Source organism: Bradyrhizobium canariense (assembly GCF_900105125.1).
Classification (GTDB): Bacteria; Pseudomonadota; Alphaproteobacteria; order Rhizobiales; family Xanthobacteraceae; genus Bradyrhizobium; species Bradyrhizobium canariense_A.
Window position 1 is genome coordinate 1,481,768 of sequence record NZ_LT629750.1, and the last position, 14,893, is coordinate 1,496,660.

Genomic DNA, 14,893 nt, shown 5'->3' on the forward strand with positions numbered 1-14,893 from the left:
GGCCGGCTTGCGCTCTCCCGGAAAAATCAAAGGGCGGCAGATCGCGGCACCGACCATTTCCGCCCGACTGAGCAGCCACGTCACGCTCGAAGCGCAGGCCGACGGCAGCATCGCGGCCTGCTTCGACGGGTACTCGACCGGGTTGGGAAAATTCAACCCCGGCTTGATCGATCGTGCGCAAGCCCTGCGCACCGGCCTGCCGTTCACCTCCTTCGCCTCCAACGGCAGCGTGTCGGACAAGGAAATCGATCTGCTGGTTCGGCGACTGGCCCGGCGCGGTCTGCTGGAGTACCGCCTGGCGCGCTCGGGTGAGCGTAACGACCAGGTTGTCATCGAGCCGCAAATTCCCGACTACTGGCCGCAGACGTCAAAGCTCGCTGACGCCGACGTGGTCGTTCTGTCACGGTTCGCGTATTTGCGCCGCCGCGGCAACGAGATGATTCTGGAATCGCCGCGCGCCGGGGCGCTATTCAGGATTTGCGACCCGAAGGTCGCGTCCGCCCTTACGTTGCTGGCGACGCCGCAAAAAATCAGCAAGCTCCGCCGGCAGGACAGCTTTCCCGGGCTGGAGCTTCTTGCATTGCTGATGGACTGCCAGATCCTTTTCAAAATCGAGGCCGACAGCGATGGCCTTCGCGCAAACGAAGGCGACGACAACCTCGTTCTCTGGGATTTTCACGATCTCCTATTCCACGCACGCAGCACCGAGGGCCGGCAGGCCAACCCGCTGGGCGGCCTTTACCCCTGCGCCGGTGTCATGCCGCCGCCGCCGGCGGTGCGGCCGCGGTGGCCCGGAAAAAAGATCGACCTGGGCAAGTTCGCTACGCCCTCGGAAACAATGTCGCCGGTCGCAAAACTGTTGCGTGAACGGCATTCGACGCGGGACTTCGACGACCAGCACCCGATCACGCTCGCCGAACTCGCGCAGTTTCTCGATAATACCGCACGGGTTCTGTCGAAATGGGAAAGCCCGCTCGATCTTGGCGGCGACGGCCCTGTGATCGCCTATACGACCAGGCCCTATCCGTCGGGCGGCAGCAGTTATGAGCTCGAGCTCTATCTCGCCGCCGCCAATTGTGAAGGACTTGGCCGCGGCTTCTATCATTACGACGCCGACCGGCACGCGCTGGTGCCGATCGAGGTGCGCCCACAAGACTTCGATGCGATGCTGAATTCGGCCGAATTCGCTATGGATGCTCCCGGCGCGCCACAGATCCTGGTCACGATCGCCGCGCGCTTCGATCGGATTTCCTGGAAATACAGCTCACTCGCCTATTCGTTGATCCTGAAAGATGTGGGCGTATTGATCCAGACGTTCTACATGATGGCGACCGACATGGGCCTGGGTGGATGCGCCATCGGGACCAATAATATCGACCTGTTCGCGAGGATGACCGGAATCGATTTCCACATCGAGGGCCCGGTCGGCCAGTTCGCGATCGGTCGCGGCGCACAAGAACAAACGTAAAGACGGTGTACGATGGATGACCCCGACCAAGGCGGAAGCCGACGCCCGGCGATAGCCGGCCTTGCCATCGCGGTCGTGTTGCTGGTGACGGGACTGTGGCTGGCTCACGAGTTGACCGCAGCCAGCAAGATGCAGGATTGCCTGATGTCGGGCCGCACCAATTGCAACGTTATCGAGCCGGCCCGATAGACCCTGCTCTCAATCATCTCCTGCCGGCGAATGGCTGTCGCCTAGTTGCAGGGATGGCGCAGACCGTCCTGCCCCCGGTAATTCGCCGAGGACTGTTCGCAATATCGACCGAAGCCGTCATAAATCCCGTAGGGCCTGCCGTTCACCGGATAAACCACGCGATCGGGCGGAACATTGGTGCCGGGATAAAAATCAGGCGGGCCGTAATTGTGCAGGTAGATCTCATTCGCGTCGTGCGCGTGTCGGTGATGATGCCGTACATGCATGTCGGCTGCGAATGACGGAGCTGAGACCGCCAGCAGGACTGCCGCAGCAGTCAAAAATCTAATTTGCATCGCTCGTCCTCATGATTCGGCGGACCATCATCGTGTCCGTTCCGTCCGGAGTCAAAACTCAGGGCAACTTTCCCGCCAGTGTTTCTCAACCCGCCGATGAGGGCAACAAAAAGCGGCTCATACCGACGGTTTTCTGACGAAAAGTGCTCAAATCAGCACATCTGAGCGGGAATCCCGGCGTAAAGGGCGGGCCGAAACCATGCTCGTCGACCTCGCCGGCGTGTCGAGCGCCGTGGCGAACACTGTCTGGCAAGCGTTGTGCGATCCCTCGCTGGCTATGCTTTGGCTATGAGACGGGCCCTCGATTGACCTCGATTTTTTATGGCGCGTGGGCACATGATGGCCGCGAACTGCTTGAGTATCCCCTCAAAACAACCTCTTAAGCGCCCACCTGCCCTGTCTCGCCGGCCTGCGCGTTGGCGGCGGCAATCGGCAGGACCTCGGAGAACGATTTGTCGAATATAGCCGTTATTTGCCGGATTGCCGTCATTGTCGGGTTGTCTCTCGCCAGCGTCCCGCTCGCTCTTGCCCAGCCTGCTCCGGTCAAGAGCGGACCGGATGTCTGGGACGCCAATCACGATGGTGTCTACACCTGCGATGAGTGGAAGAACTATCTCGACCGATTGTTCACAATGGCCGACCGCAACCACGATGGACATCTCGACGCGTCCGAATTTGCGATCGTGCGCCGAACCGACGCGACATTGGCGGATGCGGATTTCGATTATTTTGACGAAAATCAGGATGGCAAGATCACGCGTAACGAGTTGGTCAGCAAGCCCAGTGAATTCATCATGCGGTTCGACAGAAACGGCGACTGCCGCGTCACTCCCGACGAAATGAAACCGGTCGAGAACCCGAATGCGCCGAAAGAACGCCCGCGAGATCGATGGCATTGAAATAAAAACACCCCGGGGCGCTCGCGCAAGTCTACCCACGCCACGCGGAGGCGAGGCATGGCAAAAAGACGGTTGAACACTCCAGCCGTCCTATTGAGCGTGCCGGCTATTCTTCACCGGCGTGTCCTATTTTTTCTGCCCAGAATTTCTCGCAGACGACGAGGAGAATTCCGTAATCGGGCCTTCGTGTTTTCGCGCCTGTCGATCGACCCGCGCCTGATGCACGGTCGAGACTTGATTGGTGTGAGAGTATTTCGAAGGCGCGCTGGCCGATGCGCCGGCCTCGGCGCGGCCGGTTGCCAGCACAGATGCGGCAAGCAAAGCGAATGTCCCCGTGATGGAAGCAAGGCGTTTATACATTGCACCCTCCATTTGGTTCGAGACAACCCAAACGGAACAGGCCTTGGCGTTTCCCTATCGACGACTCTGTTCGGCGTCTTGTTGTCCCTGCCCTCGATGCTGATACCAACTTCGGCGAGGTGCAAGAATTAATCGTCCAGCGCCTAAAAGATAAGCCAGGAAATCCATTGGTTAAAAGTGCGGCAACGCAAGCGGCCGTACTCGACGCTACTTCGGCGACGCAGCAGCCCAGGTCGCGACCCCGGACGAAGCCACCACTTGTTTGGGCAGATAGGGGTTCAGCGTGCCCGCGATTGGATATTTGTCTTCCAGCAGCATCCGCATGGCGAACTGTTTTGCATCATCCTCGGATTGGAAGGTACGAGTCATTCGCCCATGATGGGTCCCAGCTCTGGTTTTGTAAGAGACGAACCAGGTTTCATTTTTGATGGCCAACGCGATCATTTCTTCTTCCGCAAAAAGAAGTTCTGAAATGCGGCGACCGCCTCGGGCGAACGCATCCGCTCACCGAAAAAACAGTCTTCCTGGCCAATCCGGCGAACCAGATCCTCGGTCGGCAGCTTCAATAGCTTCCGAGAGATGGCGACCGCGTCCGCTGGCAGCGCGCAGATATCTCGCGCCACCTTGCGGGCCTCGATGACGGCATGGCCGGGCGGAACGACGGTGTTGACGAAGCCAGCCTCCAGCGCATCCTCCGCGCTCATGGCCTGGCCCATCACCAGCATGGAGAACGCGCGCTGGTGCCCCACCATCCGCGGCAGCAGAAGGCTGGAAGCGCCTTCCGGGACAAGGCCATATTGAATAAAGGGCGATGAAAACGTCGTCGTCGTGCTGGCGATGACGTAGTCGCAATGAAACACCATGGTGGTGCCGATTCCGATCGCGATGCCGTCGACCGCGGCTATGATCGGCTTGGTATTGTTCACGAGCGATTGCAGGAAGATGACGGAATTTCTCGGCCGGGCCGCATCCGGTTCTGCCGTCGCGGCCTGAAGAAAATCGGCGATATCGTTGCCGGCCGTGAATACCCCCGAACGGCCCGTCAGGATGAGACAGCGAATCGCGGGATTGGATTGCGCGGTGTCGATCGCATCGCTCATGGCAAGGTACATGTCTTGCGTCAGCGTGTTCTTCTTTTCCGGGCGCCGCATTGTGATCGTGCGCGTGGAGTCTTCGTCGGCAACGATGATGTGCTCGGTCATGACATACCTCAAGGCCGTCCCTGGCCTGATTCTTTACCGGTCTTCCCGGCCTCGGACGAACGCGCGGTGCCCCACGGGTCGTATTTTTGGCTGGGCGTCGGTATTCGATCGAGCGCAGCCTTGTAGGCGTTTTCATCCACCTTCGGATGCGTTTCGACCGGGGGACCTGACGCACCACGCATTTTGCTGAAGCCTTGGGAATACGCCGGGACAGCAAGGCATGAGATGGCCGCCGCAACGATGATGAGAGTCTTGATCGCTTTCGTGCCGCCGGTCATGCGCCTCTCCTCTTCTCTGATGATCTATTGACCGGAAGGCGTACGTACGCCGTGCCAGGCGTCACGCACCTGATGGTAATGAACTTCCGGCAGATAATCCGGCGTGTTGAGATCAAGCGTATGCACGTCGAGCCGTCCTACCGCGCTCAGCAGCGTGTAGGATGCGATCACACGGTCGTGCTGGCCCTGGATCAGCCGCGTGCGCGCATTCGTCAAATCCTGTTGGGCGTTGAGAACGTCAATCGTGGTGCGTTGTCCGCTCTGCGCCTCTCGCCTGACTCCTTGCAGCGCGATCTCGGCCGCGCGCACCTCGGACTCGGCCGCGGTCAGCGCGACCTTGGTTCCTTCATTGGATATCCATGCGCTGATGACAGCCGTTCGTGATTGATTTCGAACCTGCTCGAGCACCATGTGGCTCTGCGACGCCAGTTCCTTCGCCTGGCGGGTTTGAGACGCCGCGGTGCCTCCGTCGTAGATCGGCACGTTGATCTGGCCGAGGATCGAAGCCTGATCGGTATTGGATGTGCTGAGCGTCGGATCCGACTGAGCCTGGCGGCTGGCGCTCGCCTGGACCGCCACGGTCGGCAGCAGGCTGCTTTCAGCGACCTTGATCGTGGTTTGAGCGACGTCGACATCGTAACCGGCCGCCAGAACCGCCGGATGTTCGTGGGTGGCGGTTTCCGTTACCGCGGCGAGCGTATTTGGCGACAATCGGTCAACGGTCGCCGCCGGCGCCAATTGCGACGGCGCTTCGCCAATGACTTCTGTGTAGGTTGCCTTGCTGATGGCCAATGCGACTTCGGCGGCGTTGAGATCCGCCAATCCGCGGCTCAGGCGCGCGTCGGCTTGGGCCGTGTCGGTAGGCGTGACATCGCCGGAGTCCAGACGCTTTTGCGTGGTGTTCTGAATTTCACGCAATACCGCCACGTTGGTGCGCTGTGCTTCCACCAGCGCCTGATTGGCGAGCACGTCCATGTAAGCCGTCACGGCATTGAGCAGGACGCCTTGGCCGACATTGCGCAGAGCCTCCCTTCCCGACTGGACCTGCAATTCCGCAACGCGAACGCTGCTCGCGGTCTTGAAGCCGTTGAACAAGACCTGCGTGACGGTTACACCAATCGTCCACGGTCGCAGCGTTGCGCCCTGCACCGTATTGTCAGGCAAAAGGTCGCGAACCGCCTGCAGTCCCGCGCTCAAGCTCAACGCGACCTGCGGCCGATAGCCAGCCAAAGCCTGCGGCACATTTTCATCGGTCGCGCGTTGCCGCGCCCGATCTGCATTGAGCTGGGGATTCGATTGATAGGCCTTTACCAGCGCTTCCGGCAGGGTTTCGGCGGCCGATCGAGCAACGGCCGCCGGGTTCACCGTCGCAACTATGCACAGGATCGGCCATGCCAGCCAGATTCCCATGCTGCGAAACCGCAGCGTGCGTTTGGAAGTTGCTTTATTCGCGCTTAGCTCGACCATGACCCGGCCCATCATTCCGCCGGCGCAGGGTGGCCTTCCGGCACCAGACCGGCCCGGCTGCGCCGCGAGAACATCGAAATCAGCGCCGGCAATGTGACGAGGATGACAAGGGGCGCGAGCGTCATGCCGGACACCACGACAACAGCCAATGGCTTCTGCACCTGCGATCCTATTCCAGATGACAGCGCCGCCGGCAGAAGCCCGATACCCGCGACCACGCAGGTCATCAGCACCGGCCGGAGTTGGAGCTCTCCGGTCCGCAGGATCGCCTGACCGCGCTCCATGCCATCGTCGATGAGCTGGTTGTACTGCGAGAGGATGATGATGCCGTCCATCACCGAAATGCCGAACAGCGCGATGAACCCGATTGCCGCAGAGACGCTGAAGGGGATCCCGGTCAGCAGCAATCCGACGATGCCGCCGAATACCGCCATCGGGATCACGCTCATGGTCAAAACGGTATCGATAACGGATCCAAAATTGAACCAGATCAGCATCGCGATCAGCGCCAGGCTGATCGGCACCACAATCGACAACCGCTTGATGGCATCCTGCAGGTTGCCGAACTCGCCGACCCATTCAATGTGCGAGCCCGGAGGCAATTGGACCTGGGCGGCAACCTTCTCCTGCGCTTCCTGGATAGCGCCGCCAAGGTCGCGCTCTCGAACCGAGAATTTAATCGGAAGATAGCGTTCCTGCTGTTCGCGGTAGATATAGGCCGCGCCCGAAACCAGTTTGATCGAGGCGACTTCGCTCAACGGAACCTGGGTGATGCCGTTCGGGCCTTGCGCGCCAATGCGAAGATTCTGGATCGCTTCCGCGCTTCGCCGGTATTGCGGGGCAAGGCGAACGATGATCGGGAAGTGCCGGTCACTGCCGGGCTCATAGAGATCGCCGGCGCTATCGCCTCCGATCGCCGTACGGATCGTGGTGTTGATATCGCCCGGGGAAAGGCCGTAGCGGGCCGCTCGTGCGCGGTCGATGTCGATCTGGATCGTGGGCTGACCGAGCGAGGTGAAAACCGCGAGATCGGTAATTCCCTGCACGGTCGCCAGCACGGCCTTGATCTTGTTGGCGGTGTCAGTGAGAGCCTGCAGATCGTTGCCGTACAGCTTGATGGAATTTTCTCCCTTCACGCCGGAAACCGCTTCCGAAACGTTGTCCTGAAGGTACTGAGAGAAATTGAACTCGACGCCCGGAAATTTTTCCTGGAGCTGAGCCAGCAGTTTGGCGGTCAATTCGTCTTTGTCTTCCCGGTCCGGCCACTGCTTCGCGGGCTTCAGTGGCGCGAAAAACTCCGCGTTGAAGAAGCCGGCGGCGTCGGTTCCGTCGTCCGGCCGGCCGTGCTGCGAAACGACCGATTCGACCTCCGGCCGGCTGGCGATCAGCTTGCGCATCTCGTTGACATAACCGTTGCCTTCCTGAAGCGAGATCGTCGGCGGCAACGTCGCCCTGATCCAGAGATTGCCCTCTTCCAGTTTCGGCAGGAATTCCAGCCCCAGCAAACGCACGATGATGGCGGTCACCACAATCAGAACCGCGGCGCCCACCAGGACGACGCGGCGATTGGCGAGCGAGCGCGCCAGCACCGGCATATAGAGGCGATGCAGGACCCGCATGATGAAGGTTTCGGTTTCTTCGACATGCACCGGCAAGATGATCGCGCTCAGCGCAGGCGTGATCGTGAATGTGGCCAGCAGGCCGCCGGCCAACGCGTAGGCATAGGTCCGGGCCATCGGACTGAAAATATTGCCTTCGACACCGCTTAAGGTGAAGAGCGGCAGGAATGCTGCGATGATGATCGCGGCGGCAAAGAAGATCGATCGCGATACGTCACCGGCAGAACTGAGAATGGCATGATGTTTCATGTCCATCGCGGTCTTCGCCGAGATCGCGGCCTGCTCGGGCGCTGAAAGTTGGTTGGTATGCGACAGACGTCGAAAGATCGCCTCCACCATGATAACGGTGGCATCCACGATCAACCCGAAATCGATCGCACCGACCGAGAGCAGATTGGCGGACTCGCCGCGAAGCACGAGAATACTGACCGCAAAAAACAATGCGAACGGGATTGTCGCGCCGACGATGAACGCGCTGCGAAGATCTCCGAGAAATATCCATTGCAGCAGCACGATCAGGCCGATGCCGACCACCATGTTTTCCAGCACCGTCCTCGTCGTGGTTTCGATCAGATCCTTTCGGTCGTAAATGCGCTCGATGCGCACGCCCGGCGGAAGGATGGTGGAATTGTTGATCGATTCGACGAGCTCTTCGACCCTGGCGATCGTCGGCGAGCTTTGCTCGCCACGCCGCATCAGGACGATGCCCTGGACGATATCGTCGTCCTGGTTTTCGCCGGCAATTCCCAGCCTGGGCTCTTCCCCAACACTGACGGTTGCGACATCCCTGACCAGGACCGGCGTTCCGTTGCTCGACGAGACCATTGTGTTGGCAAGACTATCGAGCGATCGAATCAACCCGACGCCACGCACAACGGCGGATTGCGTGCCGATATTGACGGTATTGCCGCCGACATTGACGTTGGCATTGCTCACGGCCTGCAACAACTGAGACAACGTCAACCCGTTCGCCACCAGCTTGTTGAAGTCGACCTGTAGTTCATAGGTCTTCGTCTTGCCGCCCCAGCCTGTGACATCGATGACCCCCGGCACGACCCGGAAGCGGCGTTGCAACACCCAGTCCTGCAACGTCTTGAGGTCCAGAACGGAGTAATTGGGCGGCCCGACCAGCCGGTAGCGGTAGATTTCGCCAATCGGGCTGAGCGGCGAAATTTGCGGCTGGGCGTTGTTTAACAGCGGCGCCAGTTGCGAAAGCCGGTTGAGCACCTGCTGCAACGCCTGATCATAGGTGTAATCGAAGGAAAATTGCAGTTTGACGTCGGAAAGGCCGTACAGCGAAATCGTCCGGATGACCTTGAGATTCTTGATACCCGCGACCTGCGTCTCCAGCGGGATCGTGATGTAGCGCTCGATTTCCTCAGCCGAAAGCCCGGCGCTCTGGGTGACGATGTCGACCATCGGCGGTGTTGGATCGGGATACGCCTCGATGTTGAGCTGCTGAAACGCAACCAGCCCGCCGATAATGACGGCGGTGAACAGGCCGACCATGAGAAATCGGCGGTTGACAGCGAAGGCGACGAGACGGTCCATTTGATGATCACATCAGCTGCTGGACGCTGCGCGATCGATGAACAGGCTGCCTCTGGTTACGATCTTCTCCCCGGCTTTCAGATTGGTTCGAACCTCAACGAGATCACCATTCGTCAAGCCGGTCTCGATCTCACGAAGTTCGATCGATTTATCGTCACGCACGACCCACAGGCGCACATGCTCGCCTTCATAGATGAGCGCCTGCTTCGGCACCCCAACCGAGGGATGATCGCCGCCGGAGTAGATCGTCACGTTGGCGAACATTTCAGGCCGGAGCAGACCATCCTTGTTATCGATGGTTGCGCGGACCAGAAGCCGGCGGGTCACGGGGTCAATGGCGGCCGAAACGTAATCAATGCGCGCGTTGAACTCGCGGCCGGGTAACGCCAGAAGCGCGAATGCCATCTGCTGCCCGACCGCGACGCCTTCCGCCTCGCTCTCCCGCACGAAAGCCGTCAGCCAGACCGTCGAGAGATCGCCGATCACAAATACCGGATCGGTCGCGCCGCTGCCGATAAATTGTCCCGGGCCGACCTTGCGTTGAATGACCGTGCCGCCGATCGGAGAGAAGATCGGGGTATCGGCACTCATCTGCCTCGTCTGCTCAAAAGCGGAGATCTGCTCATCCGAGCGGCCAAGAATCCGTAAGCGGTTATGCGCCGCCTCCAGCGCGGTCTCCGCGGCGCGCATGTCATTCTGCGCGGTCGTCAAATCGGCTTGGGACTGCTGCCAGTCCTTCAGCGGCACCGCTTTACCCGCGTAGAGGTCGTTCGCGCGCTTCTCGACGATCTGCGCCAGATTGAGGGTCGAGCGTGCCTTATTCACCGCGCTGAGCGCTGCGACGAAATCATTTAATCCCTGTACCGTGTCGGTTGCTTCGACGACGAATAGCGGCTGGCCGCGTTCGACGACGTCACTTGGCCTCGCCAGAAGTTTTATGACGCGACCGGCATAAGGCGAAAAGACCGGCGTCGAGCTGTCCTCGTTGACGGCGATCTTGCCTTCGGTGACGCGCTCCGCGCGAAAAATCCGTTCCGCTACCGGTTCGACGGACAAGCCGGCCCACTCCGCAGCGCTTGGCACATAACGCGAGGGGTCGGTCTTGGTCGCGTGCGACGTTTCGGTCGATTTGGCGCGCTGAACAAACATTCTGCCGACGCCGAGGACGCCGAGACCGGCGACAGCCGTCAACGCGACTACGATCCCAAGCCGTCGCCAGTTTGAGTTCACACCGGTTTTCATAGCAACGATCTGCACATTGGCTCGCGCGCCCCCGCTCGTCCCGCTGAGACATACTCAACTTCCCAGGATGCTAGTTCTCGACCGGTCCGCGCCACATCGGCGATTTTGGGCCGCCGTAGTACCGCATCGGTCCGAGCCGAACCGGCTGTTGCCATACGGGTTGTGCACACGGCCTACTGTGAGATGAGACGCTGTGAACATGCCGGGATCTCCTGCCATGCTTTGCGACAGCATTGCCGCTGAAGCCGGCAGTCAGACTCATCGCAGCCAGGGCAACGAACCCGATCCGCACACCCGTCGTATTCATAAACGTCATCTCATTCCTCAGAAGCCGCACGCATTTACTGGCTCGACCACATCGGATATTTCGGTCCTCCGTAATAACGAAGCTGATTGCCGCCCTCTGCTTTTTCGGACTTCGTGTTTCCCAGGTCGGCGGCGCATCCCGCAACCGCAGCGCACAGCGACGCGACAGCGAACACGATGCCGATTCTCCGCACCAAAGTTGAATTGAACACAGTGCTTCTCCTGGCGAGCGATTTTCGAAACTGAACGAGGCAGCAATCAGCTATGGCGAGGCGTCAGTACTTCGCGACCACAGGTCCAGGTCCTCCAAATTTGTAATCCAGGCCTACCGTCACGACCGAGTAGGTGCTGTTGACGGTGTAGGGCAACTGGCCGTTCGCCGTGAACGTCGGCAGACCGGGCCGGCTGTAGGCGTTGAAATTGTAGTAGCGGTACTCCACCTTACCGATCAGATTGTTGGTCAGCGCGTAAGCGATACCGCCGCCGGCGGTCAGGCCGTTGCCGTGCACCGTGAACTGATCCGCTCCGAGTACAGGATCGGTGTTGGTGTGTACCAGATCGCCATAGGCCCAGCCGCCGGTGAAGAACAGCAACAGGCGATCGACGGCGATACCGCCTCGCGCACGTAGCGTGCCACCCCAACGGAGGTTATCCTGATCAACCGAGGTGATCGGAAAGGTACCCACATTGACCGCAGCCGCATCGCTGCCGTTGATTCCGGACCAGAACCCGTCGGCCTCGATACCGAGGACGTAGTTGCCGCTTTGCCAGTTGAAGCCCGCCTCGCCGCCGGCCATGCCGCCTTGTGAGCTGTAATTCGAGGTGAAGTTCGCGAAGGTCGAAGCGGGACCCGACGCATTACTGACATTATGGTTGCCCCAGCCGCCGCCGCCGAACACACCGACATAGAAGCCGGACCAATCATAGGCGGGTGCCGCGTACGCTGGAGCCTTGGTATAGACCGGCAGATCAGCCGCGAGAGCGGGACCCGTCAGGCCCAGGACTCCGAGCGAAACGGAGGTGAGAAGAATTCGCTTCATTGTAATCCCCTGTCGAATTTTATGATGCTGCGGCCGGCGATCCAGATCGCCGCGGCCGCTTCCCAAGCATCAGAAGTGAATGATGATGTCTGCCGAACCGATGAGGGCCGTGCTCTTGTTCGGTGCAATGCCCAGGTTCGAGTTGCCGTTGAACGCGTTCGCGTTCAGCGATTTGTAGAAGGACACCTCTGGCCGGATCTCGATCTGCGGCGAGAACCAGTGCTGCCAACCGATGCCAGTCTCGATGTACTGAGTCTTGACGCCGGTACGCTGTCCCTGCTCGTCGTCAAACCATTCCAGGCGATACGAAATGTTATCGAGTGGTTCCGGCTTGTAGTTCAGATACATCAGAGCGGTCTGCACCGATGCCGTGCAGGAGAACTCCGTCGTCGTGCTGCACTGTGCGAGGAATGGCGAGTTGAAGGGCATATATTGAGGCGAGAACGGCGTGCCTCCTGCGGCAAACGCAGCTAGCGCAGCAGGGTTATTCGCGTTGAGCACGCCATTCTGATGCTCGTTGTAGGTTTCGAACGAGATGTGCCACTGGTCGTTGAACTTGTGATAGTAGGTCAGACCATACCATTGCAGGTTGTTGTAGCCCCACTGCCCGCCATTGATGCCGTTGGCGACGATGTTGATGTCGTCGTTGCCGCTATCGCTGGTCCAGCGGACGCCGCCGGTGACACTCGGGGTCGCGCCCGGATCCTTCAGCATGGTGCTGTTCGGAAAGAGCGGATTCGGGAATGGGTTCGCGATCGATTGACCGACATGCCAGGGCATCGCCTCGGTTCCGACCGTAACGCCCAACTGGAACATCCAGTTCTTGTTCGCCGCCAAGGTGCCTTCGATGCCGGTGTTGGTGTAGTTGTCGAACGTGTAGGTCATCGAGTGCGTGTACATGTAATTGTTCGGCGCGAGCTGGGCCTCGATGTCGGGAATCGAGATGTAGCGCCCGAACCGGATCATGAGTCCTTCGGCAAGCTGCGGAATAAACACCTCGCCATAGGCCATCGGTATATCGAAGCCGTTGTTGTTGTTCTGGTTCAGCAGTTGGCTGCTGAACAATCCATACGCAGTCGTGTAGCGATAGTTCTCGCCGAAGATCGGCGCGACGCGAAAGCCCCAGTCGACGTGATCTTTCTGAACTGTGTCGGGAAGACGCTCGAAATAGACGACCGCCTGATCGAGCTGCACCGTATTCGGGTTGTAGTCATACGCCGCCGGCGAGTTACCGCCGCGCACGGTATTGTTGCTGAGGTTGCCGCCGGCGTTGATCCAGCCGTAGATCTGAATGTGATTGTCGTTCAGCGACTGGCCGAAGGCCGTATTCCCGAGTGCGGCCATCAAAGGACTATCGATAGAACTCGGCCGCGTCACGCCTAGGCTGGTCGTTCCGCCGTAGGGCCACTCGGTGAACGGCATCGGCGGCGTTGTCTGCGGCGTTGCCGGCCAATACTCGCGGCGGCTCGGAGGCGCCTTTGGATCCGACGGCGCAGCCTCATGTCCCCACTCGAGCCGGTAGTAGTTGACGAAACGGGTAAAGAAGTCGCTGCCCAGATATGAGTCGAGACAAGAATAATTCTTGTAGGGGTCGCAGGCAGATCCCGCCTTCATCGGAGGAAGGGTATCTGCGGCGTTCGCTGCGTTGATCAGACCAATTGCTGTCAACGACACGCCCGCCAAAAGGAGTTTCTTCATAGTTTTGCCCCAAGCTGTTGTCACAGACGTCTGTCGACGCTCTTGTGATTTCGATAGCGTGGAACAATCTTTCGTGGCGAGGCCGAGAAAAAGCGATACGGTTTCCCGCGCGGATTAGTTAAAATAAAATATCCAGAATTTCATTTTTGATATCTTTTGCACGCGTAATCATCATCTGCCTATCGCGTTGCTCAAACTTCCTGCGAAGTTCGTGACGTTTCAGCAAAAATGCGAAACGCACCGCAATAGTTTTGTAAGGCATGTGTCATTTTCGCAATAGGTCCGCCGTCAAGCGCGCTATTTTTCAGGCATCGACGACTCTCATCAGCCGTTGGATATTATTTTGCTATGTAAATCGACGCGATTATCCATCGAAGATATATGCCATGACTCATTAAGTTGCGACGCATCAACTGTATCCGCTCTTCACGAGGCGAGATCATGGAAGTCGCGACAGAGATTGCGGGCGATTCAGGCAATGCCAGCCGGCTCGATAATTTTGATCTTAATTTTCTGCCACAGAACCTTGCCGGCCAGTGCCGTAGCCTGATCGAAAGTTATCATGAGGTGCACGGCTACAGCTGCCTGCCGGATGTCTTGTGGAAGTCCCGGCTCGGTCCACTGATCCAGGCACATCCGGAATTTCGTCAGCTCCTCAAGAAAGCATCGACGACGCGGAGCGCAAAGAAGTCCAACCAGGGGTTCGTGCGTATCGCGACCACGCTATTATCGCTGGAGATATTGGCCAGCAGCTTCGCTGGATGGAGCGCGATCTATCCGGAGGCCGCCGCGCTGGCCCAGGCTATTCTCAAGCGCAATGCGCGCAGCCCGCATATGCCGCTGATGGAATTCTATCTATATCCGCCAAAATATATCAGTCTCGCCGCTATCGCGACGCTCTCTCCTCCACCGCTCCGTCAATCAGCCGAGACTGAACTGTATCGCGCCTCGAATCCTGAACTGTCCGGCGAGAAGCTCGCTCTCAATTATGCCAACTCGATTCGAGAGGCGCTGGATGGAAAGATGCGTCATCTGGTGACATCGCCTTCGGTCTGAAGCCGATTTGAATCGCCGGCCTGTGACGACACGCGCCAGCTAGCTCAGCATTGCGGCCGCAGGACGCTAGGCGTTCGGGAGACTCGCCGTGAGGGCACGGTTTGAGAAAATCCGCCGAACGGCTATTACTTTTATATTTTTAGATCGCCTCAACAGCATGGATTTCCAACTTCGATATGGAGA

Annotated in this window: 16 protein-coding genes; 4 read left to right on the plus strand and 12 right to left on the minus strand. The window is 59.2% G+C overall.

The window, feature by feature from the left end:
* The first annotated feature begins 7 nt into the window (after positions 1 to 7).
* Both BLV09_RS07280 and BLV09_RS37055 read left to right on the plus strand, forming a co-directional pair.
* Positions 8 to 1,468 carry a SagB/ThcOx family dehydrogenase gene (locus BLV09_RS07280; RefSeq protein ID WP_146686795.1) on the plus strand — a complete coding sequence of 487 codons (1,461 nt, stop codon included), beginning with the start codon at positions 8 to 10 and terminating at the stop codon, positions 1,466 to 1,468.
* 12 nt (positions 1,469 to 1,480) lie between these two features.
* On the plus strand, positions 1,481 to 1,657 hold the full coding sequence (locus BLV09_RS37055) for a hypothetical protein (RefSeq protein ID WP_167558646.1): 177 nt from the start codon (positions 1,481 to 1,483) through the stop codon (positions 1,655 to 1,657).
* Positions 1,658 to 1,698: 41 nt separating this feature from the next.
* Here the strand turns inward: BLV09_RS37055 and BLV09_RS07285 are convergent, their stop codons facing one another.
* The gene (locus BLV09_RS07285; protein WP_100381686.1) at positions 1,699 to 1,992 is read right to left on the minus strand and encodes a hypothetical protein; all 294 of its coding nucleotides are present in this window, start codon (positions 1,990 to 1,992) and stop codon (positions 1,699 to 1,701) included.
* A 452-nt stretch (positions 1,993 to 2,444) separates the two neighbouring features.
* Between BLV09_RS07285 and BLV09_RS07290 the strand changes: the two genes are divergently transcribed.
* Positions 2,445 to 2,891 carry an EF-hand domain-containing protein gene (locus BLV09_RS07290; protein ID WP_146686796.1) on the plus strand — a complete coding sequence of 149 codons (447 nt, stop codon included), beginning with the start codon at positions 2,445 to 2,447 and terminating at the stop codon, positions 2,889 to 2,891.
* A gap of 126 nt (positions 2,892 to 3,017) precedes the next feature.
* Here BLV09_RS07290 and BLV09_RS07295 read toward each other — a convergent pair whose 3' ends face one another.
* The 11 genes from BLV09_RS07295 to BLV09_RS37065 form a co-directional block, all read right to left on the minus strand.
* Positions 3,018 to 3,251, minus strand: coding sequence for a hypothetical protein (locus tag BLV09_RS07295; RefSeq protein WP_100381684.1), 234 nt, complete (start codon positions 3,249 to 3,251; stop codon positions 3,018 to 3,020).
* A gap of 207 nt (positions 3,252 to 3,458) precedes the next feature.
* Positions 3,459 to 3,695 (minus strand): hypothetical protein, encoded by a 237-nt coding sequence (locus tag BLV09_RS07300; protein ID WP_100381683.1) that lies wholly within the window; start codon positions 3,693 to 3,695, stop codon positions 3,459 to 3,461.
* Positions 3,692 to 4,453, minus strand: coding sequence for an enoyl-CoA hydratase-related protein (locus tag BLV09_RS07305; protein WP_146686797.1), 762 nt, complete (start codon positions 4,451 to 4,453; stop codon positions 3,692 to 3,694). Before BLV09_RS07305 ends, BLV09_RS07300 begins: the two co-directional genes overlap by 4 nt.
* 8 nt (positions 4,454 to 4,461) lie before the next feature.
* A complete protein-coding gene (locus BLV09_RS07310; protein ID WP_244548990.1) occupies positions 4,462 to 4,731 on the minus strand; it encodes a hypothetical protein in 270 nt (89 codons plus the stop codon).
* Between the two features lie 24 nt (positions 4,732 to 4,755).
* Positions 4,756 to 6,198, minus strand: coding sequence for a TolC family outer membrane protein (locus tag BLV09_RS07315; protein ID WP_244548991.1), 1,443 nt, complete (start codon positions 6,196 to 6,198; stop codon positions 4,756 to 4,758).
* Positions 6,199 to 6,209: 11 nt separating this feature from the next.
* Complete coding sequence (locus BLV09_RS07320; protein ID WP_146686798.1) at positions 6,210 to 9,368, minus strand: efflux RND transporter permease subunit; 3,159 nt, start codon at positions 9,366 to 9,368, stop codon at positions 6,210 to 6,212.
* A gap of 12 nt (positions 9,369 to 9,380) precedes the next feature.
* Positions 9,381 to 10,610: an efflux RND transporter periplasmic adaptor subunit gene (locus tag BLV09_RS07325; protein WP_146691013.1), complete on the minus strand. Its 1,230-nt coding sequence runs from the start codon at positions 10,608 to 10,610 to the stop codon at positions 9,381 to 9,383.
* Between the two features lie 341 nt (positions 10,611 to 10,951).
* Positions 10,952 to 11,128, minus strand: a complete 177-nt coding sequence (locus BLV09_RS37060) for a hypothetical protein (protein WP_157809886.1) — start codon at positions 11,126 to 11,128, stop codon at positions 10,952 to 10,954.
* 63 nt (positions 11,129 to 11,191) lie between these two features.
* Complete coding sequence (locus BLV09_RS07330; RefSeq protein WP_146686799.1) at positions 11,192 to 11,956, minus strand: outer membrane protein; 765 nt, start codon at positions 11,954 to 11,956, stop codon at positions 11,192 to 11,194.
* Positions 11,957 to 12,025: 69 nt separating this feature from the next.
* Positions 12,026 to 13,654: an outer membrane beta-barrel protein gene (locus tag BLV09_RS07335; protein ID WP_100381678.1), complete on the minus strand. Its 1,629-nt coding sequence runs from the start codon at positions 13,652 to 13,654 to the stop codon at positions 12,026 to 12,028.
* Positions 13,655 to 13,772: 118 nt separating this feature from the next.
* Positions 13,773 to 13,916 carry a hypothetical protein gene (locus BLV09_RS37065; protein WP_157809885.1) on the minus strand — a complete coding sequence of 48 codons (144 nt, stop codon included), beginning with the start codon at positions 13,914 to 13,916 and terminating at the stop codon, positions 13,773 to 13,775.
* 179 nt (positions 13,917 to 14,095) lie between these two features.
* Here BLV09_RS37065 and BLV09_RS07340 point away from each other — a divergent pair, with 179 nt between their 5' ends.
* Positions 14,096 to 14,710 (plus strand): hypothetical protein, encoded by a 615-nt coding sequence (locus BLV09_RS07340; protein WP_146686800.1) that lies wholly within the window; start codon positions 14,096 to 14,098, stop codon positions 14,708 to 14,710.
* Positions 14,711 to 14,893 lie beyond the last annotated feature (183 nt).